Source organism: Streptomyces sp. NPDC048664, assembly GCF_040650555.1.
Classification (GTDB): Bacteria; Actinomycetota; Actinomycetes; order Streptomycetales; family Streptomycetaceae; genus Streptomyces.
The window spans coordinates 95,446-117,808 of sequence record NZ_JBEZHK010000025.1; the positions used below are offsets into that span (position 1 = coordinate 95,446).

General features: G+C 70.5%; 22 protein-coding genes. 13 read left to right on the top strand and 9 right to left on the bottom strand.

Annotated features, from left to right (window positions below):
- The first annotated feature begins 10 nt into the window (after positions 1 to 10).
- The 5 genes from AB0C59_RS25110 to pstB all read left to right on the top strand — a co-directional run bounded on the left by AB0C59_RS25110 (position 11) and on the right by pstB (position 4,811).
- On the top strand, positions 11 to 427 hold the full coding sequence (locus tag AB0C59_RS25110; protein ID WP_363008244.1) for an NUDIX hydrolase: 417 nt from the start codon (positions 11 to 13) through the stop codon (positions 425 to 427).
- A 262-nt stretch (positions 428 to 689) separates the two neighbouring features.
- Complete coding sequence (pstS, locus tag AB0C59_RS25115) at positions 690 to 1,826, top strand: phosphate ABC transporter substrate-binding protein PstS (RefSeq protein ID WP_363008246.1); 1,137 nt, start codon at positions 690 to 692, stop codon at positions 1,824 to 1,826.
- 103 nt (positions 1,827 to 1,929) lie between these two features.
- Positions 1,930 to 2,937 carry a phosphate ABC transporter permease subunit PstC gene (gene pstC, locus AB0C59_RS25120; protein ID WP_363008248.1) on the top strand — a complete coding sequence of 336 codons (1,008 nt, stop codon included), beginning with the start codon at positions 1,930 to 1,932 and terminating at the stop codon, positions 2,935 to 2,937.
- Positions 2,934 to 3,995 (top strand): phosphate ABC transporter permease PstA, encoded by a 1,062-nt coding sequence (gene pstA, locus AB0C59_RS25125; RefSeq protein WP_363008250.1) that lies wholly within the window; start codon positions 2,934 to 2,936, stop codon positions 3,993 to 3,995. Before pstC ends, pstA begins: the two co-directional genes overlap by 4 nt.
- Before the next feature lie 39 nt (positions 3,996 to 4,034).
- Positions 4,035 to 4,811, top strand: coding sequence for a phosphate ABC transporter ATP-binding protein PstB (gene pstB / locus AB0C59_RS25130; RefSeq protein ID WP_363008252.1), 777 nt, complete (start codon positions 4,035 to 4,037; stop codon positions 4,809 to 4,811).
- 220 nt (positions 4,812 to 5,031) lie between these two features.
- On the opposite strand, the gene AB0C59_RS25135 is transcribed toward pstB, so the two are convergent.
- Both AB0C59_RS25135 and AB0C59_RS25140 read right to left on the bottom strand, forming a co-directional pair.
- A complete protein-coding gene (locus AB0C59_RS25135; RefSeq protein WP_363008254.1) occupies positions 5,032 to 6,030 on the bottom strand; it encodes an inorganic phosphate transporter in 999 nt (332 codons plus the stop codon).
- Positions 6,031 to 6,037: 7 nt separating this feature from the next.
- Complete coding sequence (locus AB0C59_RS25140) at positions 6,038 to 6,658, bottom strand: DUF47 family protein (protein ID WP_363008256.1); 621 nt, start codon at positions 6,656 to 6,658, stop codon at positions 6,038 to 6,040.
- 282 nt (positions 6,659 to 6,940) lie between these two features.
- On the opposite strand from AB0C59_RS25140, the gene AB0C59_RS25145 reads away from it, so the two are divergent.
- Positions 6,941 to 7,294: a metal-sensitive transcriptional regulator gene (locus AB0C59_RS25145; protein WP_363008258.1), complete on the top strand. Its 354-nt coding sequence runs from the start codon at positions 6,941 to 6,943 to the stop codon at positions 7,292 to 7,294.
- A gap of 65 nt (positions 7,295 to 7,359) precedes the next feature.
- Here the strand turns inward: AB0C59_RS25145 and AB0C59_RS25150 are convergent, their stop codons facing one another.
- Together AB0C59_RS25150 and AB0C59_RS25155 are read right to left on the bottom strand one after the other, a co-directional pair.
- Complete coding sequence (locus tag AB0C59_RS25150; protein WP_363008260.1) at positions 7,360 to 7,536, bottom strand: hypothetical protein; 177 nt, start codon at positions 7,534 to 7,536, stop codon at positions 7,360 to 7,362.
- Positions 7,537 to 7,686: 150 nt separating this feature from the next.
- Entirely contained in the window at positions 7,687 to 8,526 is an 840-nt protein-coding gene (locus tag AB0C59_RS25155; protein ID WP_363008262.1) for a hypothetical protein, read from the bottom strand.
- Positions 8,527 to 8,955: 429 nt separating this feature from the next.
- On the opposite strand from AB0C59_RS25155, the gene AB0C59_RS25160 reads away from it, so the two are divergent.
- A complete protein-coding gene (locus tag AB0C59_RS25160; RefSeq protein WP_363008264.1) occupies positions 8,956 to 10,524 on the top strand; it encodes an FAD-binding oxidoreductase in 1,569 nt (522 codons plus the stop codon).
- 37 nt (positions 10,525 to 10,561) lie between these two features.
- Here the strand turns inward: AB0C59_RS25160 and AB0C59_RS25165 are convergent, their stop codons facing one another.
- From AB0C59_RS25165 to AB0C59_RS25185, 5 genes are all read right to left on the bottom strand, one after another.
- Complete coding sequence (locus AB0C59_RS25165; RefSeq protein ID WP_363008293.1) at positions 10,562 to 11,260, bottom strand: phosphatase PAP2 family protein; 699 nt, start codon at positions 11,258 to 11,260, stop codon at positions 10,562 to 10,564.
- A gap of 231 nt (positions 11,261 to 11,491) precedes the next feature.
- Complete coding sequence (locus AB0C59_RS25170; protein WP_363008266.1) at positions 11,492 to 12,493, bottom strand: bifunctional lytic transglycosylase/C40 family peptidase; 1,002 nt, start codon at positions 12,491 to 12,493, stop codon at positions 11,492 to 11,494.
- 134 nt (positions 12,494 to 12,627) lie between these two features.
- Positions 12,628 to 13,383, bottom strand: a complete 756-nt coding sequence (locus AB0C59_RS25175) for a trypsin-like peptidase domain-containing protein (RefSeq protein ID WP_363008268.1) — start codon at positions 13,381 to 13,383, stop codon at positions 12,628 to 12,630.
- A gap of 134 nt (positions 13,384 to 13,517) precedes the next feature.
- Positions 13,518 to 13,901 carry a hypothetical protein gene (locus tag AB0C59_RS25180; RefSeq protein WP_363008270.1) on the bottom strand — a complete coding sequence of 128 codons (384 nt, stop codon included), beginning with the start codon at positions 13,899 to 13,901 and terminating at the stop codon, positions 13,518 to 13,520.
- The gene (locus AB0C59_RS25185; RefSeq protein WP_363008272.1) at positions 13,898 to 14,206 is read right to left on the bottom strand and encodes an SRPBCC domain-containing protein; all 309 of its coding nucleotides are present in this window, start codon (positions 14,204 to 14,206) and stop codon (positions 13,898 to 13,900) included. The genes AB0C59_RS25180 and AB0C59_RS25185 overlap by 4 nt, the downstream gene beginning before the upstream one ends.
- 753 nt (positions 14,207 to 14,959) lie before the next feature.
- On the opposite strand from AB0C59_RS25185, the gene AB0C59_RS25190 reads away from it, so the two are divergent.
- The 6 genes from AB0C59_RS25190 to AB0C59_RS25215 all read left to right on the top strand — a co-directional run bounded on the left by AB0C59_RS25190 (position 14,960) and on the right by AB0C59_RS25215 (position 22,224).
- Positions 14,960 to 15,268: a hypothetical protein gene (locus tag AB0C59_RS25190; RefSeq protein ID WP_225847988.1), complete on the top strand. Its 309-nt coding sequence runs from the start codon at positions 14,960 to 14,962 to the stop codon at positions 15,266 to 15,268.
- Positions 15,269 to 15,496: 228 nt separating this feature from the next.
- Positions 15,497 to 16,336 carry a hypothetical protein gene (locus AB0C59_RS25195; protein ID WP_363008294.1) on the top strand — a complete coding sequence of 280 codons (840 nt, stop codon included), beginning with the start codon at positions 15,497 to 15,499 and terminating at the stop codon, positions 16,334 to 16,336.
- The gene (locus tag AB0C59_RS25200; protein WP_363008274.1) at positions 16,326 to 17,654 is read left to right on the top strand and encodes a hypothetical protein; all 1,329 of its coding nucleotides are present in this window, start codon (positions 16,326 to 16,328) and stop codon (positions 17,652 to 17,654) included. The genes AB0C59_RS25195 and AB0C59_RS25200 overlap by 11 nt, the downstream gene beginning before the upstream one ends.
- Positions 17,651 to 19,210, top strand: coding sequence for an SCO6880 family protein (locus AB0C59_RS25205; RefSeq protein WP_363008276.1), 1,560 nt, complete (start codon positions 17,651 to 17,653; stop codon positions 19,208 to 19,210). The genes AB0C59_RS25200 and AB0C59_RS25205 overlap by 4 nt, the downstream gene beginning before the upstream one ends.
- Positions 19,211 to 19,217: 7 nt before the next feature.
- Complete coding sequence (locus tag AB0C59_RS25210; protein ID WP_363008278.1) at positions 19,218 to 20,642, top strand: ATP-binding protein; 1,425 nt, start codon at positions 19,218 to 19,220, stop codon at positions 20,640 to 20,642.
- A gap of 22 nt (positions 20,643 to 20,664) precedes the next feature.
- On the top strand, positions 20,665 to 22,224 hold the full coding sequence (locus AB0C59_RS25215) for a type VI secretion protein (RefSeq protein WP_363008280.1): 1,560 nt from the start codon (positions 20,665 to 20,667) through the stop codon (positions 22,222 to 22,224).
- Positions 22,225 to 22,363 lie beyond the last annotated feature (139 nt).

Consider the following 22,363-nt stretch of genomic DNA (forward strand, 5'->3'; position numbering starts at 1 on the left):
GGAGCACCCGATGACGACCGACGACACCATTCACGCGGGGGGCTGTGTCCTGTGGCGTCGCTCCCCCCTCGACGGCCGGGCGGAGATCTGCCTGGTCCATCGGCCGAAGTACGACGACTGGTCCCACCCCAAGGGCAAGCTCAAGCGCGGTGAGGAGCCGCTGGTGGGCGCCCTGCGGGAGGTGCTGGAGGAGACCGGCTACCGGGCCGTGCCCGGCGCCCCGCTGCCCACGGTCCGCTACACGGCGAACGGCCGGCCCAAGCAGGTCCACTACTGGGCGGCCGAGGCGACGGAGGGCTTCTTCGCCCCGAACCGCGAGGTCGACCGGATCCTGTGGCTGCCACCCGCCATGGCGAGAAACCGACTGACGCAGGCACGGGACCGGGACCTGGTCGACGCGCTCCTCGCCGCCCTGCATCTGACGTGAACGGCGGGCGTCCGTCGCGCTGCGTGAGGGGGACGTCGCGTCCGCCAGCCGGGACCACCCTGTGTCCTCGATGTAAGCGTTCCGTGACCTAACCACACCGTCCTCAGGGGTTCACCCCCCGTTCACTTACGTCCATCGGCCGCTTCATCTGATCTGCCTAATTTCGGGCTTACCTGATCCAGGACGCGGACGACACGCATCCGGATCTACTACCTCGCACGCCGCCGATCAGGCCGGCGGCTCCTGGAAGGAACTCCCGAAAGTGAAGCTTCAGCGCATGAACCGGCGGGCCCTCACCCTCGGTGCTCTCGCCGTCTCCGGCGCCCTGGCCCTCACGGCGTGCGGCTCCGACGACACGGGCAGCAAGAGCGGTGGCAGCAGCAGCGCCCCGTCGGCGTCCAACGCCAGCGCGATCAAGTGCGACGACGCCAAGGGCCAGCTCCAGGCGTCCGGCTCCTCCGCGCAGAAGAACGCGATCGACGCCTGGGTCAAGCAGTTCGCCGCCGCCTGCAAGAACGTGCAGCTCAACTACAACCCGACCGGTTCGGGCGCCGGCGTCACCGCGTTCCTCGGTGGCCAGACCGCGTTCGCCGGCTCGGACTCCGCGCTGAAGCCGGAGGAAGTCGCCCAGTCCAGCAAGGTCTGCTCCGGCGGCGGCAAGGCCATCGACCTGCCCATGGTCGGCGGCCCCATCGCGGTCGGCTTCAACGTCCCCGGCGTGGACAGCCTGGTCCTGGACCCGGCCACGATCGCCAAGATCTTCAACGGCAAGATCGCGAAGTGGAACGACCCGGCGATCGCCGCCCTGAACAAGGGCGCCAAGCTGCCCGACCTCAAGATCCAGGCGTTCCACCGCTCGGACGAGTCCGGCACCACGGACAACTTCACCAAGTACCTCATCGCCACCGCCAAGAGCGACTGGCCCTACGAGGGCGGCAAGGCCTGGCAGGCCAAGGGCGGCCAGTCGGCGCAGGGCTCCGCGGGCCTGGCCCAGCAGGTCAAGCAGACCGCCGGTGCCATCTCCTACTTCGAGCTGTCCTACGCCGCCGACGGCATCAAGACCGTCGACCTGAAGACCGGCGCCGCCACCCCGGCCAAGGCCACCGTCGAGAACGCCACCAAGGCCATCTCGGGCGCCACGGTCACCGGCACCGGCAAGGACATGGCCCTCAAGCTGAACTACAAGCCGACCGAGGACGGCGCCTACCCGCTGACCCTCGTCACCTACGAGATCGTCTGCGACAAGGGCAACAAGGCCGACACCCTCCCGGCCGTCAAGTCCTTCCTCACCTACATCGCGTCCCAGGACGGCCAGAACCTGCTGACCGACGCCAAGTACGCGCCGATCCCCGCCGAGATCAACTCCAAGGTTCGCGAGACCATCTCGAGCCTGAGCTGACTGTGAGCGCGGCCCGCCCCCACCTCGGGGGCGGGCCGCGCCGTCCGGTGCACCGCCGCCTGGAGCCGCCACCCTCGTACGGCTCCGCAGACCGGAGATCCTCATGGACATATCGACACAGAAGACAGAAGCACCACCCCCCGCCACGCAGACTTCCGCGGCCGCGCGGCAGCGCACGCGCCGCGGCGCCACCCGCCCCGGGGACCGCATCTTCCTCGGCCTCTCCCGCGGGTCCGGCATCTTCCTGCTGGTGATCATGGCCGCCATCGCGGTCTTCCTCACCATCCGCGCGGCCTCCGCGATCAGCGCGGACCACGGGAACTTCCTGACCACCTTCGAGTGGAACACCAACCTGACGCCGCCGGTCTTCGGCATCGCGGTCCTCGCCTTCGGCACGGTCGTCTCCTCGGTCATCGCCATGGCCCTCGCGGTCCCGGTCGCGGTGGGCATCGCGCTGTTCCTGACGCACTACGCGCCCCGCAGGATGGCCGGCCTCATCGCGTACGTCATCGACCTGCTCGCCGCCGTGCCGTCGATCGTCTACGGCCTGTGGGGCGCCCTGGTCCTCGTACCGCACATGCAGGGCCTGTTCGCCTGGCTGGACAAGTACTTCGGCTGGACCGGCATCTTCCAGTGGCAGGGCGGCGCCCCGCGCTCGCTGCTCACCGTGGGCGTCCTGCTCGCGATCATGATCCTTCCGATCATCACCAACGTCAGCCGCGAGGTCTTCCGGCAGGTCCCCCAGATGCACGAGGAGGCGGCCCTCGCCCTCGGCGCCACGCGCTGGGAGGTCATCCGGATGTCGGTGCTGCCCTTCGGCCGCTCGGGTGTGATCTCCGCGTCGATGCTCGGCCTCGGCCGCGCGCTCGGCGAGACGATGGCCGTCGCCACGGTCCTCTCCCCGACGTTCGACATCCAGGCCAGCATCCTGGACCCGGGCGGCGGCACCTTCGCCCAGAACATCGCCAGCAAGTTCGGTGAGGCCACCGACCAGGGCCGTGACGCGCTCATCGCCTCCGGCCTGGTCCTCTTCGTCATCACCCTGCTGGTCAACGGCGGCGCGCGCATGATCATCGCCCGCCGCAAGGAGTACTCGGGGGCCAACGCATGAGCACCGCAGCCGTCACCGACAAGCGCCCCGGCACCCTGCGCGGCGCCAGCCTCCCCGCGTGGACGCCGTGGGCCATCGCCGCGGGCTCCCTCGCCCTCGGCGCGGGCATCGGCACGGCCACCGGAGGCAGCACCATCCAGTCGGGTCTGATCGCCGCCCTGCTGTTCATCCTCGGCACCTTCGGCATCGCCGCCCGCGTCGAGGGCCGCCGCCAGGCCAAGGACCGCGTCGCCACCAGCCTCGTCTGGGTCGCCTTCCTGCTCGCCGTCATCCCGCTGGCCTCCCTCATCTGGGAGACCGTCAAGCGCGGCGTGAAGGTCTTCGACTTCTACTTCCTGTCGCACTCGATGGGCGTGGTCGCCGACACCGAGACCGGCGGCGGCATCTACCACGCCATCCTCGGCACCCTGGAGCAGGTGGGCCTCGCCAGCGTCATCGCCGTCCCGGTCGGTGTGCTCACGGCGGTCTACCTGGTCGAGTACGGACAGGGCCGGCTCTCCCGCGCCATCACCTTCTTCGTCGACGTCATGACGGGCATCCCGTCGATCGTCGCGGGCCTGTTCGTCCTCAGCTTCTGGATCCTCATCCTCGACATGGGCTACTCCGGCTTCGCCGGCTCCCTCGCCCTGGCGATCCTGATGATGCCCGTGGTCGTCCGCTCCACGGAGGAGATGCTCAAGCTCGTCCCGAACGAGCTGCGCGAGGCCTCCCTCGCCCTGGGCATCCCGAAGTGGCGCACCATCCTCAAGGTGGTCCTGCCGACCTCGATCGGCGGCATCACCACGGGTGTGATGCTCGCGATCGCCCGTATCACCGGCGAGACGGCGCCCGTGCTGCTGCTGGTGTGGGGCACGAGCTTCATCAACAGCAACCCGTTCCAGGACCCGCAGGCCTCGCTGCCGCTGTACATCTACCAGCAGTACGCGAACAGCGCCGGTTCCGGCGCCGCCTACGACCGGGCCTGGGCGGCGGCACTCGCGCTCATCGCCTTCGTGATGATCCTCAACATGGTGGCCCGCGGCATCGCCCGCTGGAAGGCCCCGAAGACCGGTCGCTGACGCGGCCCCACAGCGACTGACGGAAGTGAAGAAGTAGTCATGGCCAAGCGAATCGACGTAAGCGGACTCACCGCCTACTACGGATCCCACAAGGCGATCGAGGACATCTCGATGACCGTCGAGCCGCGTTCGGTGACGGCGTTCATCGGACCCTCCGGATGCGGCAAGTCGACGTTCCTGCGCACCCTCAACCGTATGCACGAGGTCACCACGGGTGGCCGGGTCGAGGGCAAGGTTCTCCTGGACGACGAGGACCTGTACGGCGCCGGGGTCGACCCGGTCTCCGTCCGCCGCGAGGTGGGCATGGTCTTCCAGCGCCCGAACCCCTTCCCCACGATGTCGATCTTCGACAACGTGGCGGCGGGACTGCGTCTGAACGGCAGCTACAAGAAGTCCGAGCTGAGCGACATCGTGGAGCGCTCACTCAAGGGCGCGAACCTCTGGAACGAGGTCAAGGACCGTCTCAGCAAGCCTGGCTCCGGCCTGTCCGGCGGCCAGCAGCAGCGCCTGTGCATCGCCCGCGCCATCGCGGTCGAGCCCAAGGTCCTGCTGATGGACGAGCCCTGCTCCGCGCTGGACCCGATCTCCACCCTCGCCATCGAGGACCTGATCGGTGAGCTGAAGGAGCGCTTCACGATCGTCATCGTGACGCACAACATGCAGCAGGCCGCACGTGTCTCGGACCGTACGGCGTTCTTCAACCTCGCGGCCGTGGGTCAGCCCGGGCGGCTGATCGAGATCGACGACACGGAGCGGATCTTCTCCAACCCGTCGGTCCAGGCGACCGAGGACTACATCTCGGGCCGCTTCGGCTGAGCCGGCGGTTCCGTAAGGACCCCTCGCGGTGCTGCATGGCGGTGCCACCGCGAGGACGAGGAGGGCCCGCCCCCGGAGCCGGGGGCGGGCCCTTTCGTTTCATCCCACAGGGAGCCACTGTCGTCTGCGGGCCGGTGGCCGGATCTCGCGCAGTTCCCCGCGCCCCTGGAAGGGGCGCGGGGAACTGCGCGAGGAACCACGGCAGCGCCGCAGGTGGCTGCTACAGGAACGCCAGGTTGATGACCCAGAAGCCCGCGGCAGCGACCGCCGCCGCGGCCGGCATCGTGATGAACCAGCCCAGAACGATGTTCTTCGCGACACCCCACCGCACGGCGTTGACCCGCTTCGTGGCCCCCACCCCCATGATCGCCGAGGTGATGACGTGCGTCGTGGAGATCGGCGCCTTGAACAGGAACGCCGTCGCGAACATGATCGACGCGCCGGTCGTCTCCGCCGCGAACCCCTGCGGCGGATCCAGCTCGATGATCTTGCGGCCGAGGGTCCGCATGATGCGCCAGCCCCCCGCGTACGTCCCCAGCGACAGCATCGCCGCCGAGACGAGCTTCACCCACACCGGGATCGGGTCGCCGTAGTGCTCGACGTCGGCGATGACCAGGGCCATCACCACGACGCCCATGGTCTTCTGCGCGTCCTGGAGGCCGTGGCCGAGCGCCATGCCGGCCGCCGACACCGTCTGCGCTATACGGAAGCCGCGCTTGGCCTTGTGCGGGTTGGCCCGGCGGAAGATCCACATGATCGCCGCCATCACCAGGTAGCCGACGACCAGTCCCACCACCGGGGACAGGAACATCGGCGTGACGACCTTGTCCAGGACCCCGGACCAGTACACCTTCGTACCGCCCGCGAGTGCGGCCCCCACGAGGCCGCCGAACAGCGCGTGCGACGAGGAGGAGGGCAGGCCGAAGTACCAGGTGACGAGGTTCCAGACGATCGCGCCGAGCAGTGCCGCGAAGAGGATGCCCATCCCCCTGCCGCCCTGCGGCGTCTGGATGAGGCCCTCACTGACGGTCTTCGCCACCCCGCTGCCGAGGAAGGCACCGGCGAGGTTCATCACCGCGGCCATGGCCAGCGCCGCCCGAGGCGTCAGGGCGCGGGTCGAGACCGACGTGGCGATGGCGTTCGCCGAGTCGTGGAAGCCGTTCGTGTACGCGAAGAACAGCGCGACCGCAATGGTCAGGATCAGAGCGAAGGTGTCCATGGACGCCTCAGGACTCCTTGACCGCGATGGTCTCCACGGTGTTGGCCACGTGCTCGAACGCGTCCGCGGCCTCCTCCAGCACGTCCACGATCTGTTTGAGCTTGAGCACCTCGATCGCGTCGTACTTGCCGTTGAAGAGATGCGCGAGAAGCTTGCGGTGGATCTGGTCCGCCTGGTTCTCCAGACGGTTCACCTCGATCCAGTACTCCGTGAGGTTCTCCAGCGTGCGCAGGTTCGGCATGGCCTCGGCCGTGAGCTCCGCGGCCCGCGCCAGCACCTCGATCTGCTGCTCGACGCCCTTGGGCAGTTCCTCGACGTTGTAGAGGACGACCAGGTCGACGGCCTCCTCCATGAAGTCCATGATGTCGTCGAGACACGACGCGAGGGAGTAGATGTCCTCGCGGTCGAAGGGCGTGATGAAGGAGGAGTTCAGCTGGTGGAAGATCGCGTGCGTGGCGTCGTCACCGGCGTGTTCCGCGGCCCGCATACGCTCTGCGATCTCGGCCCGGGCGGAGGAGTCCGCCCCGAGCAGTTCCATCAGGAGCTTCGAGCCCGTGACGATGTTGTCCGCGGACGCGGCGAACATGTCGTAGAAGCTCGTCTCCCTGGGGGTCAGACGAAAGCGCACGTGGGGTCCTCGGGATGCTTCGGTTTCGGTCAGGCTGATGCTAAGCGCATCATCCGGCCACGGCTAAGGGGCCGTCCTCCAGTGTCGCCCATCGGGCACGGTGGTCGTCACGGGGGCCGCACAGGGGCGGCCAAGGTTCTGGCCACAGGCCGTATACCCAGCAAAGTTCAGTACCATATACCCACCAGGGGTATACGTCCGTATCGTGATACGGACTGATCGGGACTCGCGTGCCGTCTGGCCGGATTCATATCCCCGGGCGGCCCTCGACAGGAGGACACCATGACGACCGGGACCGGCGCCTCGGCGCCCTCCGAGGACACCGAGGCCGTGGTGACCGCTCACGACCGCGGCGTCCACGGGTACCACCACCAGAAGGACGAGCACCTCAAGCGGCTGCGCCGGATCGAGGGCCAGATCCGGGGGCTCCAGCGCATGGTCGACGAGGACGTCTACTGCATCGACATACTCACGCAGGTGTCCGCCTCCACGAAGGCCCTCCAGTCCTTCGCCCTCCAGCTCCTGGAGGAGCATCTGCGCCACTGCGTGGCGGACGCGGCGCTCAGGGGCGGGGCGGAGATCGACGCGAAGGTCGAGGAGGCGACGAAGGCGATCGGGCGCCTGCTGCGCACCTGACCGCGCCGCGCGGGACGGCGGACGTGACGTTTTCCACGAGGAACCACGGGGGCCGCCCGCGACGGTCACTCCTCGGAGTCGTCCCGCTCCTCGGCCACCCTCAGCACCTCGTCGATGCTCTGCAGGCTGAGCCGGTCCTCGTCCGCGGCCGACGCCGCGATCATCAGGTCGCCGCACAGCTCGATCTCGGCGAGGGCCACGTGATCCTGTACTGCCGTACCGCCGGCCGGAGCCACGCGCATCACCTCTTTCTGCCGTCGTCGGCTTCCTAGAGTAGGGAGCGCCCCCACCGCGCGCATGGCACGGACGGACCATTTCCGGCCCCCACCCGCGCCACTTTCAAGACCGCGCTCCGGCGCTCGCGGCGCACATCACCCCGCTCGCCTCCCCGCTCACTCCTCCTCGATCCTCCCGGCGTAGATGTCCCCGGGCTCCGGCAGCCGGACGTCGGCCCGGACCCCGAAGTCGTACAGCAGCGTGGTCGAGGACACCGCGACCGCGGCCCTGTGCCGGCCGCCCACGAAACTGAACCGCTGGCTGACCGCGCGCAGGCGCCCCTGGGCGTCCACATAGGCGTCGAAGGGGACCCGCGTCGTGGCGAACCCCTTCGCCGCCGCCCGCAGCGCCCCCTGGACGTCGGCGGACGCTCCGTCGGCCGCGCGGGCGAGGTCCGTGACCCCGCGGTAGTGGCGGACCGGCGTTCCCCCCACCTCGGTCTCCCCGACATACCGCACCTCGCGGACACCGCGCAGCAGTTCGGCCGCCGCGTACGGGTCGGTGGCGCCTCCCGTGACGAGGTTGCCGTCGGTGAGGGTGGCCGTGTCGACCCGGACCCACTTGTCGGCGGGCACCCCCGCGCCGCGGTTCTTCATGAACAAGGCGCCCGGCGCCAGCAGTTCGGTGATGGGCCGGTGCTCCTCGGCGCCCGCGGCGTCTCGTGGCAGCGTCACCGTCAGCCGCCCGAGCCGGTCCCGGTAGTCGTACACCCCTTCACCGCGGATGGTGACCCGGGTACCGCCCGTCGCCATCTCCATCGACGTACGCGCCCGCGAACTGCCTGCGCGCACGAGGGCCGCCGCCGCCTGTCCGAGGGTCCGCAGGGCGCCGGCGCCCGCGCGCCCGTCCTCGGCCGCGGCCCCGCTGCCCGCACACCCGGTGAGCGGCGTCCCGCAGAGCAGCAAACCCGCCGCCAGGACCGCCGCACCGCCCCGGCCATGCCGCCGCACCACCATCACCTGCTACCCCCAGCCGGTCCGTCCCGGTGCCTGCTGTCGCTCCGCTTAACGACCGCCCGGGGGAGCCGTCACGCGCGGGTAGCCTTGTCCGGGTGGAGCGAGAGGACATCTCCGACGCCGGTTCCGCCACCGGTTCGGAGGAACACCGTGCGGCCACCGTCGACCAGGGGCGGTTCTGTGTGGCCCGGTGCAGCTGCGGATGGCGGGGGCCGGCCCGGCGGGCGCGGAGCCTCGCGCGTGACGACGCGACGGGCCATGCGGCGCAGGGCGGGTAGAGGGGTTTCGTAGGGTTCGGGGGCGGGGGGTGTCGCGCGCCGCCGGGTGGGGTCTCTTCACAGGACTGTGGCCAAGCTGTGGGGTTTTCTCGTGCAACCGGGCGGCCCGGTGACTCGTCTCGTCTTCATGGAAGGCGAGGGAGGAACTCACATGCAACGGCGCAGGTTCATCGGCGGGGCGACCGCCGCGGTGGCGACGGCGGTCACCGCCGCGTGCGCGGGCGGCAGGGGCTCGGCAGCGGCGGCGAGCACGGGCACGGCGACGGCCACCGGGACGTCCTTGAAGACGGCCACCGCGGCCGGCAGCCGCGCGGTCGCCGCCAACTGGACCGCCCTGGCCAAGGACCTGGCCGGCACGCTCGTCCGCCCCGGCGACCACGACTGGCTCACCGCCCACCGGCTCTACAACACCCGCTTCGACTCCCTGAAGCCGGCGGCGGTCGCCTACGTGGCCCACGCGGACGACATCCGTACCGTCATGTCGTACGCGAAGGCCCACGGCGTCAAGGTGGCCATACGCAACGGCGGCCACTCCTACGCCGGCTGGTCCTCCGGCGACGGCCGGCTCATCATCGACGTGGGCAAGCTGAACCAGATCCGCGCCGGCTCCGGCGAAGCGGTGATCGGCGCCGGGTCCAAGCTGATCGACGTCTACCGCGCGCTGGCCGCGAAGGGCACGACGATACCCGCGGGCTCCTGCCCCACCGTCGGCATCTCGGGGCTCACCCTCGGCGGCGGTCACGGCGTGGTCTCCCGGGCGTACGGGCTGACCTGCGACAGCCTCACCCAGGCGACCCTGATCACGGCGGACGGCAAGCAGCTCGTCGCGAACGCCTCCCAGAACAAGGACCTCTTCTGGGCCCTGCGCGGCGCGGGCAACGGGAACTTCGGCGTCGTCACCGAGCTGCGGTACCGGACGCACCCGGCGCCCCAGGCGGTCTCCGCCTATCTGACCTGGCCCTGGGCCAAGGCCGCCGACGTCATGAAGGCCTGGCAGGAGTGGGGCCCGACCCAGCCCGACGAGATCTGGTCCTCCTGCCACCTGGAGAACGGCGGCGGCACGCCCACCGTCTCCGTCGCCGCGTTCTCGCTCGGCACCTACGGCGAGCTCCAGAACGCGGTGGACCGCCTGGCCGCGAAGGTCGGCGCGCCCGCGCGCAGCGTCTCGCTCAAGCGGCACTCGTACGAGGGCGCGATGGAGACCTACGCGGGCTGCTCGTCCTTCCCGACCACCGCCCAGTGCCATCTGCCGGGTTCGACGCCCGGCCACTCCCCGCAGGGCAAGCTCGGCCGCGACACGTACGCGGCGCGCTCGGACTTCTTCGACCGCTCGATCCCGGCGGCCGGCATCCAGACGCTCCTGAAGCAGGTCGCGGCGGTGCGCGGCGGTGCGGGCAGCATCGCGTTCACCGCGCTCGGCGGCGCCGTCAACCGGGTCTCGCCGACGGCGACGGCCTTCGTCCACCGCCGCTCGCGCATGCTGGCCCAGTACTACGCGAGCTGGGGCGCGAGCTCGTCCGGTGCGACGGTGCAGTCCTGGCTCACCTCGGCGCACACCGCCATGCGGAGCTACGCCTCCGGGGCCGCGTACCAGAACTACACGGACCCGACCCTGACGAACTGGCGCAAGGCGTACTACGGCGACGCGGCGACCCGCCTCGCGCAGCTCAAGCACCAGTACGACCCGCAGGGCTTCTTCACGTTCCCCCAGTCCCTGTAGGACGCGTCCAGGACGCGTCCTGGGGGGGGTGCTCCGACTACGCCGCCAGGTCCCGCTCGCGGGCCTCCGCTCCCGTCCGCGTCCCGGAGATCACGGTCTCCGGGGCCGCGGTGCGCCGGGCGCGGATCAGCGCTCCGGCGCGCGGAGAGCGCTCGACCGCCTTGGCGAGCGGGGTGAGCAGGGCCGAGGCGAGCGGGGAGAGCAGCAGGGCGACGGCGGTGCCGAGGGCGAAGCCGCCGACGACGTCCGTCGGGTAGTGCGCGCCCGCGTAGACGCGGCAGAAGCCCTCGGCGAGCGCGAGGGCGAGCCCGGCGAGACCGAACCTGCGGTGGGCCACGAACAGGGCGACCGCCATGGCCGTCATCAGCGCGGCGTGCTCGCTGACGAAGGAGAACCCCGGGCCGCCGCCCGTGAGGACGTCGAGGCCCTGATGGTCGGCGGAGGGTCGGGGGCGCCCGACGAAGCCCCGGATCGGCATGCTCACCAGCACCGCGACTCCGGCCGCCAGCGGCGCCCAGGCCAGCGCGGCCACCGAGGACGCGGCGTCCTCACCGCCCCGCCCGCGCACGCTCCACCAGCACCACAGGATCAGCAGGACCATGGCCAGCAGCAGTCCGTACTGGCCGGCGAACGCCATCAACCGGTCGAACCAGTGCGGCGCTTCCTTGGCCAGGCCATTGATGTCGTAGAGCAGATCGACGTCGGGGTTCGACCCGGATACGGCGAGTCCAGCCATCATGCGGCCCCTTCGTCTTCCTGTCCCGCGCCACCCCCGTGGCCGTAGAACCGACGCTCTACTGGACAAGGAACGCACAGGGTCGCGCCCCGCGTTCCACCCTCCACTGAATGATCACGCAGACGTTATCGAAGAGAGACACGTCTGCGCAGCTCAGGGGGTGTACATGACGGAGAGTTACGCGCGGCGTGCGCCCCCTCGCGCGCCGTTCACGCCCCGGGCACGGGAGGTTCACACCGGCGTGGGCAACGCCTTCGCCCCGTCCGCCGTGACCCGTGTGGCCCCGAAGTAGTCCGTGCCGTCGAGCGGGTCGAACCGGATCACGGCGCCCGTCCTGGGCGCGTCGATCATGTAGCCGCCGCCGACGTAGATCCCGACGTGGTGGATGGCGCGGGAGTCGGTCGGGTCCTTCGAGAAGAACACCAGGTCGCCCGGGAGCAGTTCGTCCCGCTTGGGGTGCGGTCCCGCGTTGTACTGGTCGTTGGCGACCCGCGGCAGCCGGATGCCCACACTGGCGTACGCCGCCTGGGTCAGCCCGGAGCAGTCGAAACGGCCGCCCTGATCGGCGGTGCCCTCGCCGCCCCAGAGGTAGGGCGTGCCGAGCTTCTTCTGCGCGAAGTAGATCGCGCCCGCCGCCTGCCTCGACGGGCTGAGCCGCTGGACGGGCGCGGCGAAGCTCTGGGCCAGGGTCGTGATGGTCTTCACGTAGTTCCGGGTCTCCCCGTACGGCGGCACGCCCCCGTACTTGATGACCGCGTAGGCCCCCGCGTTGTAGGCGGCCAGCATGTTCGCCGTCGGGTCGCCCGGCACGTCCTTCACCTCCGCGGCGAGCTTGCAGTCGTAGGAGGCCGCCGAGGGGATCGCGTCGCGCGGGTCCCAGACGTCCGCCACCCCGTCGCCGTTGCCGTCGATGCCGTGGGTCGCCCAGGTGCCGGGGATGAACTGCGCTATCCCCTGCGCCTTCGCCGGGCTCACCGCGTTCGGGTTGAAGCCGCTCTCCTGGTAGAGCTGGGCGGCGAGCAGGGCCGGGTTGATGGCCCGGCACAGATTGCCCCACCGCTGCACGATCGAGGCGTAGGCGGCCGGCACGGCGTTCCTCGCGAGCCCCACGGAACCGTCACCGACGCCGTTCGCCATGTTCCCGGCCACCACGTAGACGCCGACGACCAGCAACGTGACGAAGCTCAGCGCGGCGCCGACGGCCGCGATCGCCCAGACCCACGCCCTACGCATCGTCAACCGCCCCTCGCCGCACGGGAGTCCGCCGGGGGCAAGTGTAGGGGTGGAGGGCGTCGGGGGAACCCGACGAGTCCGGGTGCGGGGGCGCGCGCCCATCGCGCGGGGAGACCGGGGCGCGGACCGGCCTGTTACAGACCCGAGGCCGTGCGGTACAGGGCCGCCGCTTCGCTCCCCAGGACGACGCTGTAGGAGACGTCCGCCGTGGAGCCGCCCTGCTCATGACCGCCGAGGACGCCCACGACCTCGCCGTCCCCGTTCACCCAGGGGCTGCCGCTGGTGCCGCTGGTGAAGGAGGGGCAGCCGATGCGCTGCTGGGTCCTGCTCTCGGTGACGGGCTTGTTGACGCACACCACCGGCGTGTCCTGCGAGTCGGGGTACCCGGTGACGGTCACGGCGGTGGCGCCGGTCCTGCTCCCCGTGACGAACTTGTTCGCGCCGACGATGTCCTCCACCTCGGCGCCGCCGATCGACTGCAGCGTGGCGAAGCCGATGTCGCTGTCCTCGTCCTGGTCGCCGCTCCACGCGTCGCCGACGAAGGTCTTGTCGACCTTCCAGACGCCGTACGGCGCCTTGCCGTCCCTGAACCCGGGCGCGAACCACAACGCGTCACCGCCCACGCAGTGCGCCGCGGTGACGATCAGATCGCCCCGCGCGCTGTGCACCACGGAGGCCGTGCAGAAGTGGCCGTCCTCCAGGGAGCCGCTCCCCGAGAACAGCGCGCCGACCTTGGCGCTCGCCGTGGTGGCCTCCGCCTCGGCGGTCACACCCAGCGGTTCGGGACCGCCGTCGGCGGCCGACACGGACGACGACGTGACGACCAGCAGAACGACGGCACCCAGGAACACGTGCCGGCGGATGCCAGGGAGGCGTGTGATGCGGTTCATCACGTCTTACTCTGGCCCACGAAGGTGAGAAAGTCCCTGCGAGCACCCTGAAATTCTCCTATAAGGTTTCATCACCGCAGGTCAGTGCCGCGGTCGGGACAGCGCGCCGTCCCTCCATCGGCCGCACGGCGCGCCTACGCCGCCCCGTCCGCGCCCTCGTCCGCGCCGCCACCGCCCTCCCCGCCCGTGTACGCCGCCGTCGTCCGCCGCGCCGCCGCACGCGCCGACTCCTCCGGTTCGCCCGCGGCAGCGTTCGCCGCGCCCCAGGCCTCGCTGCTCGACGTCACGAAGCCGTGGCCCGCGTCCGAGGCCAGCCACGCCATGCTCGCCGAGGGATCCACGGTGGCCCCGGACGCCAGGTGACGCGACAGGCCCAGCAGGCCCAGGTCCCAGCCCACGCCCACCGCACCCGGGCCGAACTCCGCCCACCGTTCGTCGCCCACCTGCGCGGTGTGCTCCAGTTCGAAGTGCGTCCCGCCTCCCGCCTCCGGCGTCAGCCGCACCTCGATCCAGCTCACCTCCCGCCGAACTCCCAGGTCGCGAAGAACCCGTTCGGCGGGTCGCACCGCTCGATCGTGCCCCCGGCGTTGCCCTGGAGCTGGTACCGCCCGCCGCCCCGCAGGTCCCCCGAGATCGGCAGGAACCAGCGCGGGATGCGCTCGGAACGCGTACACGCGTCCCACACCTCGGCCGGCGGCGAGCCGAAGGTCCGCGAGAGAGCCACCACCCGCGTCTCGACCTCCTTGAAGACCCCCTTGCCCACGCGCCGCCGCACGGCGTCGATCTCGTACGCCACGTCGACGCCGTCACCCGTCCCGACCATCAACCGTCTCCCTCGCTCTCGCCACCGGCCCCGGCCCCGGCGTCGCGCGGACGCGTGAACCGCCACCACCGATACCACCAGCGCCGCCCCGCGGACGCGCGCCGACCCGCCGGACCATGAACCCGCTGTGCGCCCGGTCATGGCGCGGTCAGCCGTCCGCCATCACCCCGCCATCGACCGGTAACGCGGCCACCCCGGTTCGGTATGGCGGAGGTCAGGATCGCCGCCGCCTCTTGTTTGTCACGTACTCAACAAGCACTGTCGTGCCGGGGCACGCCCCCGGAGGGAGTCGCGGCCTTCACCGGCTGACCTCCGGGCGGGGGGGCGGCGGCGGCGATCGTGGGGAGGCCGCCCGCCGGCACAGGAAAAGAGGAACGGGTCACGGCATCCAGTCGCGGCCCGTTCCGCGCTGCACCGGTAGCCTTGCGCTCGTACGGGTGATATTGGGTGACACTCGGACAGGGTGGTAGTCACGCCTGCGGAGTTGACGCCGGAACCGCACCCCGGGTTCCGCCCAGGCCTCATTGCCCGACGTGACCTGCCGTGATACACAAAGTGACCATACGCCCCCTGACACACCGTCCCACGCTCCCGTGAGGGTCCCGCGCGGGCCGGAGGCAAGCGATCCATACGAAACCCGCCAACCAATGACGTCAAGTCGACATACGACGGCGTGATTGTCGGCGAGAATGACCCTGACCTCTGCGACCGTGGCAGGGGATTCGGAACTACCCACTAGGGGCGGTGACTTATATGTATCTCGCAGCCGCGAAGGGCGACATCAACACGATCATCGGCGGCATCGCCCCAGACTGGGGCCCGTTCGGCAGCCTGGGCAACGAGGCGCGCGTGATGGTCGAGGTGGTGATGGCCGTCGCCATCCTGCTCTGCCTGGCCATCGCGATCTGGGGCGCGGCCAAACAGCGCATCGGCGCGACGGCCCTGCGCGACACGTTCAGTGCCGAGCAGGGCAAGGGGCTGATCATCGCCGGCCTGACCGGAGTCTTCATCATCGGCTCACTGGGCACCCTGTTCACGATCGTCTACGGCATGGCGGTCTAGCCCGCCCGCCGGGCCGTCATGCCCTGGCGTGCCCTCAGACCCCTTCCGGGCGCGCCCGGTTCACACCCTGCCCCGTCCGTCCGTCGCGCCCACCGACTGAGGTTGCGTTTCCCTGATGTCCAGTCATCACACCCCGCCCGCGCGGGGACCAGCACCGCTACCGTCGTATGGCAACGCGCACCGACACGATGCGCGGAACGGCTACAAGGACGAGGGGGCGTGCACGGCGTGAGTCTCGGGGACGGTGCCTCCGGCGGCGGGGGCGAGGACGCGTACGAGTACGGCGGTGTCGGGCAGACCCGCACGAGACTGCCCGACCGCGGCAGCGACGTGTACGGCGGGGCCCGGCGGGGTCGGTCCTCGTCGCGGAGCCTGGTCACGGTCGTGGGGGTGGTGGTGCTGCTGATCGCCGCGATCGCCTTCGCGAACCGGGGGGGTGGGTCGTCGTCGGGCGACGGCGGCGACAGACCGACCAACGCCGCGACAGCCGCCACCGGCACCCGCCCGGTCCCCACCAAACCCCACACAATCCCCTCAGGCTTCGCCCATGACCAACAGGGGGCGGAGTCAGCGGCGGCGAACTACGCGGTGGCGTTGGGGTCCACCGACATGTTCAACTCCGCACAGCGGAACACCATCGTGGAGGCCGTGTACGCCCCCGGCGTTGCCTCTGCCAGGCGCTCGGACCTCGACAAGGCGTACTCCAGCGAAAAGTTCCTGACCAACATCGGTCTGAACAGGGACGGTACCGCGCCAGCCGGACAGACCTTCATTTCCCGCATCATCCCTGTCGGTACCAAGGTCACGAAGTACAGCCCAGGCAGTACAACCGTCGCGCTCTGGTACACATCCCTCTTCGGGCTGTCCGGCGAGGCGTCGACGAATCCGGTTTCCGAGAGCTGGTACACGACGACATACCAGCTGACGTGGATCAACGGCGACTGGAAGGTCACCGACTTCACACAGCAGGACGGCCCCGTGCCCATCGGGCGCGACCAGAAGGCCTCCACCGCTGACGACATGACCAAGGCCGTGGGAGAGTACGGAGGGTTCACGTATGCCCGCTAACCGCTACGTACTCAAGATTGCGGCCGCCGCCGCGACCGTTCAAACGGCCGCGATACTGCTGGCCAGCCGGGCCGTCGCCGCCCCGAGCCCGACGCCCTCTCCGTCGAAGAGCAACGATCCCTGCGACCTCATCCGGGGCCCCGCCAAGGACTACTGCGAAAAAGGCAACTCCCCCGCCCCCGGTTCCGGCGGTACCGCGCCCGTGCCTGATTCTCAGGATCCGCTGGCCTCGCTCGCCAAGGGCTGTGCCGATGCCGCGGCCTGGACCATCGACAAGCTGTCCGACGCGGTGAAGAGCACGGCGAACGTCGACTTCACGAACCACAAGTTCCTCCAGCAGTACGCCGTGGTGTTCGCCGCCTCCACCATCCTCACCCTCCTGCTGTGGCTGCTGGCCGTGGCGAAGAGGGCCGTGCGGGGCGTGCCCCTCGGCACCGCCCTGTCCGAGGCCGTGGGCTTCCTCTGGCTCACCGTGCTCGCCTCCGCCTTCACCCCGCTGATCCTCTACACCGTCGTGTCGGCCACCGACGGCGTCTCCGACGTCCTGGCGAAGACCACCGGCGACCAGACGAACACCTTCTTCGGCACGTTCTCCGGCGCCGTCAAGAAGGGCGACAGCATCGGCGGCGGACCGATCATGCTGATCGTCGTGTCCCTGGCGTCGATCCTCGCCGCCGGAGTCCTGTACCTGGAGCTCGTCATCCGCGCCGCCCTGCTCTACGTCGGCGCCCTCCTCGGCACCGTCGTCTACGCCGGAATCGTCGACAAGAACCTGTGGGGCCACGTGCGACGCTGGGCAGGCGTCATGATCGCCGTGATCCTGGTCAAGCCCGTCATCGTGATCGTCCTCGGCCTCGCCGGCGCGCTCTCCGGCGACGACGGGCCGAACTCCTTCTCGGCCGTCGTCTCCGGACTCGCCATCATCCTGCTCGCCATCTTCGCCAGCGCCATGATCTACCGTTTCGTCCCCGGATTCGGCGACGAGATCGCCGCCGGGCGCAACAACCGCCTCATGCAGGGCGCCGAGGGCAAGGCGGCCGCCGTCATCAGCTCCCCGGCGACCCTCGTCGCCCAGGGCATCAAGACCCACAGCACCCGCGCCGACAGCAACAACGGCGGCCAGTCCGGCGGCGCCGCCCAGCCCCCGCGCCCCGCCAACCCCGTGAACGGCGGTGTCGCCGCCCACAGCACCCGCACCCCGGGCGGCGCCGGCGCCCCCTCGGCCCCACCGCCGCCGCGCACCAGCCCGACCAACACCCCGCACGCCGGCCGCACCCGCAACAGCAGCTCCAACCGCACCGGAGGTGAAGGGCGTTGACGACCGAGTCGCACATGTCCCCCGCGGTCACGCCCCGCCGGACCTATCTCATCGGCCGCGCCCGACCGAACGCGATCGTCGGCCGCAACCGCGAGAGCGGCGAGATCGCGCTCATCATCGTGGGCGCGTTCCTCGGCATGATGTGCGGGCTCCTCGTCCCCGTCCTGTCCCTGCGCATCGTGCTGCTCATGGGCTTCCCGCTGATCGCGCTGGCCGCCGTGTACGTCCCGTACAAGCACCGCACGTTCTACAAGTGGTTCGAGATCAACCGCAGTTACAAGCGGACCCTGCGCACGGGGACCGCCTACCGCTCGAACGTCATGGAGGCCGGCACCCACCTCGACGGCCGCGAGATCGAGATCGGCCCGCCCCCGGGCATCGGACGCGTCTCCTGGCTGGCCGCCCCCTTCGGGCCCGACGAGATCGCCGTCCTGCTGCACACCGACCGGCGCACCGTGACGGCCGCCATCGAGATCGAGGGCCCGGGCGTGGGCCTGCGCGACAGCGAGGACCAGGAGGCCCTCGTCGACCGCTTCGGCACGCTCCTCAAGCACGTGGCGAACGGCGACGGCTTCGTCACCCGCCTCCAGATGCTCGCCCGCACCCTGCCCGCCGACCCCGACGCGCACGCCAAGGACGTCGCCCAGCGCGGCGACCACCGGGCACCGGCCTGGCTCCAGCAGTCCTACGACCATCTTCAGTCGATGGTGTCGACCAGCAGCGAGCAGCACCGCGCCTACCTCGTCGCCTGCATGCACTTCACCCGCGAACTCGCCGCCGAGGCCTACACGATGGCCCGTGCGGCCCGCCCCCAGAGCGGCAAGAAGGTCGACCGGGACGCGGGCCTGGCGGTCGTCATGGCACGTGAGCTGACGGACATCTGCTCCCGGCTCCAGGAAGCCGACATCCGCGTACGGCAGCCGCTCGGACAGGGCCGGCTCGCCTCCCTCATCCATTCCATGTACGACCCGGACCACCCCATCGACCACATCCAGGCGATGTCCCGGCGCAACGCCTGGCCCGCCGAGCTCGACGCGATGGAGCCCACCTTCCTCCAGGCGAAGACCCGCGAGTCCTCCACCCGCGCGCCCTGGTGCCATGCCACCGCCTGGGTCAAGGAGTGGCCGATGACCCCGGTCGGCGTGAACTTCCTGGCGCCTCTCCTGGTCCACACCCCGGACGTGATCCGCACGGTCGCCGTCACCATGGACCTCGAACCCACCGAGGTGGCCATCGAGCGCATGCTCACCGAGAAGACGAACGACGCGGCCGAGGCCAGCCGCGCCGCCAAGATGAACCGCACCGTCGACCCTCGTGACATCGCCGCCCACTCCCGGCTCGACCAGCGCGGCGAGGATCTCGCGAGTGGCGCCGCGGGCGTCAACCTCGTCGGCTACATCACCGTCTCCTCCCGCTCGCCCGAGGCCCTCGCCCGGGACAAGCGGACCATCCGCGCCTCGGCCGGCAAGTCCTACCTCAAGCTGGAGTGGTGCGACCGCGAGCACCACCGGGCCTTCGTGAACACGCTCCCCTTCGCCACCGGCATTCGGAGGTAAGGACCTGATGCGGGACCCGCTGTCCGCCCTGACCGACGCGTTCACGTCCTTCCTCTTCGGCAGAGTCGAGACGACCCGGCTGCCCGTCCGCACCTCCACGGGCCAGGCCCAGGCCGTCTACCTGCCGACGGCCGCGCCCGGCCTCGGCGACTCCGGTGTGATCATCGGCCGCGAGGTCTACTCCGGAAAGGGCTACATCTACGACCCCTTCCAGCTCTACGGCCAGCAGCTCCCGGCGCCGCACTGGCTCGTCCTCGGCGAGTCCGGCAACGGCAAGTCGGCCCTGGAGAAGACCTACGTCCTGCGGCAGCTGCGGTTCCGCGACCGGCAGGTGGTGGTCCTGGACGCCCAGGGCGAGGACGGGGTCGGCGAGTGGAACCTCATCGCCGAGGAGCTGGGCATCACGCCCGTCCGACTCGACCCGACATCCGCCCTGGACCACGGCATCCGGCTCAACCCGCTCGACCCGTCGATCACCACGACGGGCCAGCTCGCCCTGCTCCGCACCATCATCGAGGTCGCCCTGGGGCACGGCCTGGACGAACGGTCCGGCTTCGCCCTGAAGGTCGCGCACGCCTACGTCAACGAGACGATCGTCGAGCGCCAGCCGGTGCTGACCGACATCGTGGAGCAACTGCGCCACCCCGAACCCGACTCGGCCGAGGCGATGAACGTCGCCCTGGACGACGTACGGGCCTGGGGCCTGGACGTGGCGCTCGTCCTGGACCGCCTGGTCGACGGCGACCTGCGCGGCATGTTCGACGGGCCCACCACGGTCGGCATCGACCTGGACGCGCCGCTCATCGTCTTCGACCTCTCCCACATCGACCGCAACTCGATCGCCATGCCGATCCTGATGGCGATCGTCGGCGTGTGGCTGGAGCACACCTGGATCCGCCCCGACCGGAAGAAGCGCATCTTCCTGGTCGAGGAGGCCTGGCACATCATCAACAGCCCGTTCGTCGCCCAGCTGTTCCAGCGGCTGCTGAAGTTCGGGCGCCGGCTCGGCCTGTCCTTCGTGGCGGTCGTCCACCATCTCAGCGACGTGGTGGACGGGGCCGCCGCCAAGGAGGCCGCCGCGATCCTGAAGATGGCGTCGACCAGAACGATCTACGCCCAGAAGGCGGACGAGGCCCGGGCGACCGGCCGCGTCCTCGGTCTGCCCCGCTGGGCCGTGGAGATCATCCCGACCCTGACGCCCGGCATCGCGGTCTGGGACGTCAACGGCAATGTGCAGGTGGTCAAACACCTGGTCACGGAGACGGAGCGCCCGCTCGTCTTCACCGACCGGGCGATGACGGAGTCCTCCGCCGACCGGATGACGGACGACGCGCTGCGCGCCGCGGAACTCGAGGCGGAGGAGCGGGCGGCGGCGTTCGTGGAACAGCGGCTGGGCGATCTCGACGGTCCGGCAGAGTCCACGGTGGCCTGAGCAGGGGATCCCGGTGAGAGCAGTGAGATCAGGCAGACCAGGCGGGGAGCGGCGGGGCGACGACGGCCGGGGCGGCATCCCGGACGGACTGCTCGTGGGCGTCCTCGCCTTCCTGCTCGGTGTGACGCTGATGGTGTGGACGGCCACGGGGCTCGCGGGCTGGTTCGCGACGGGCGGCTGGCCTCACGGCGTACGGTTCACCACCACCCCGGTGGCGATGCGTCATCTGATCGCCGAACCGCACGACGTCGCGGGCGCGTGGCCCGACACGCCGAAGGGCCAACTGTCCGGCTACGGACTCTTCTGGGGCCTGTTCATAGGCGAACTGATGGTGCTGTTCGTGCTGACCGTGTTCGCGATCGGCACGGTGGCCCGCTGGAAGGAGCTGCGGGCGCGGCGCCGTGCCGAGGCGCTGGGCGCGGCCTTCTCGTCGCCTCCCGACGGGGTACCCGTCCAGGCGGGCGGCGACGTCCCGACCGCGGTGCCCGCCCCTCGCCCGCAGCCGACGCCGGAGCCGGTGCCGGAGCCGCAGCCGGTCGCCGCCGCGGCGCCGGCGGTCGTGGCGGAACCCGCGGTGGCCGTGGAGCAGGTGGTCGTCACCGAGCAGCCGGCCACCGTCTTGCCCGTCGTCGCGGCGGCGGCCGCGGCGACCGGACAGCGGCCCTCCGTCGTCCTGGGCTCCCCCGACACACGCGTCCCCCTCGCCGCCCAGGCCGTACGGGACGCCGAGGGCCCCGTCGTGGTCGTCACCTCCAGCCCGGCGCTGTGGGAGGACACCAAGGACGCCCGCGCCAAGCTGGGCCCCGTCCTGCTCTACGACCCCTCGCATCTGTGCGAGACGCCGGCGCGACTGCACTGGTCGCCGGCGTCCGGCTGCGAGGACAGGGCGACCGCGGCGGCCCGCGCCCTCGCGCTGCTCGCCCCGGTCCGTCCCACGGCCCGCATCGATCAGGCCGTCGCCGATGTGGCCGAGACGCTCCTGCGCAGCTATCTGCACGCGGCCGCCGTCGACGGACGCACCATCCGCCATATCCACCGCTGGGCCCAGGGCACCCAGGTCCAGGAGGCGGTGAAGGCCTTGCGCACGAACCCCAAGGCGGCGTCCGGGGCGGCGGGGGAGTTGGAGGCGGCTCTCACCTCGCACCCCGAACGCAAGGATGTGGCACTGGAGCTGACGGCCCGTGCCCTGTCCTCGCTCTTCACGGTCCATGTCCGTGAGGCGTGCACTCCCCACCGAAGTGACAGCATCGCCCTGGATTCCTTCGTCCACGAAGGGGGAACGCTTTACGTGTTGGGTGAATCGATCGAGGATCCCAGGCAGCATCCCGGCGCGATGCCTCTGCTGACGGCTCTCGCCTCCAGCGTGGTCGAGCGCGGCCGGCGCATGGCCGAACGGTCATCCTCCGGTCGCCTCGACCCACCACTGACGCTCGTCCTGGAGGACGTGGCCGCGGTGGCCCCGGTGCCGCAGCTCCCCGAGCTGCTCGACGCCGGTGCGGCTCAGGGACTGCCGACCCTGGCACTGCTTCGCTCCCGGGAGCAGGGCAGAGCCCGCTGGCCCCGCTACGAACTGCCGGTGTAGTCCCGTGTAGTTACAGCTGTAGTTACAGCGTCCTGGCCGGCATAAGCCCGTAAACGCAGAAGACCCCGCACCATGAGGTGCGGGGTCTTCCCACAATTTGTTCGGCGGCGTCCTACTCTCCCACAGGGTCCCCCCTGCA

Bases quoted from the DNA above. Each gene is read 5' to 3' on its own strand.
- AB0C59_RS25110 (WP_363008244.1), top strand. From the start codon at position 11: ATGACGACCGACGACACCATTCACGCGGGGGGCTGTGTCCTGTGGCGT.
- pstC (WP_363008248.1), top strand. From the start codon at position 1,930: ATGGACATATCGACACAGAAGACAGAAGCACCACCCCCCGCCACGCAG.
- pstA (WP_363008250.1), top strand. From the start codon at position 2,934: ATGAGCACCGCAGCCGTCACCGACAAGCGCCCCGGCACCCTGCGCGGC.
- pstB (WP_363008252.1), top strand. From the start codon at position 4,035: ATGGCCAAGCGAATCGACGTAAGCGGACTCACCGCCTACTACGGATCC.
- AB0C59_RS25135 (WP_363008254.1), bottom strand. From the start codon at position 6,030: ATGGACACCTTCGCTCTGATCCTGACCATTGCGGTCGCGCTGTTCTTC.
- AB0C59_RS25145 (WP_363008258.1), top strand. From the start codon at position 6,941: ATGACGACCGGGACCGGCGCCTCGGCGCCCTCCGAGGACACCGAGGCC.
- AB0C59_RS25150 (WP_363008260.1), bottom strand. From the start codon at position 7,536: ATGCGCGTGGCTCCGGCCGGCGGTACGGCAGTACAGGATCACGTGGCC.
- AB0C59_RS25155 (WP_363008262.1), bottom strand. From the start codon at position 8,526: ATGGTGGTGCGGCGGCATGGCCGGGGCGGTGCGGCGGTCCTGGCGGCG.
- AB0C59_RS25160 (WP_363008264.1), top strand. From the start codon at position 8,956: ATGCAACGGCGCAGGTTCATCGGCGGGGCGACCGCCGCGGTGGCGACG.
- AB0C59_RS25165 (WP_363008293.1), bottom strand. From the start codon at position 11,260: ATGGCTGGACTCGCCGTATCCGGGTCGAACCCCGACGTCGATCTGCTC.
- AB0C59_RS25170 (WP_363008266.1), bottom strand. From the start codon at position 12,493: ATGCGTAGGGCGTGGGTCTGGGCGATCGCGGCCGTCGGCGCCGCGCTG.
- AB0C59_RS25175 (WP_363008268.1), bottom strand. From the start codon at position 13,383: ATGAACCGCATCACACGCCTCCCTGGCATCCGCCGGCACGTGTTCCTG.
- AB0C59_RS25185 (WP_363008272.1), bottom strand. From the start codon at position 14,206: ATGGTCGGGACGGGTGACGGCGTCGACGTGGCGTACGAGATCGACGCC.
- AB0C59_RS25190 (WP_225847988.1), top strand. From the start codon at position 14,960: ATGTATCTCGCAGCCGCGAAGGGCGACATCAACACGATCATCGGCGGC.
- AB0C59_RS25200 (WP_363008274.1), top strand. From the start codon at position 16,326: ATGCCCGCTAACCGCTACGTACTCAAGATTGCGGCCGCCGCCGCGACC.
- AB0C59_RS25210 (WP_363008278.1), top strand. From the start codon at position 19,218: ATGCGGGACCCGCTGTCCGCCCTGACCGACGCGTTCACGTCCTTCCTC.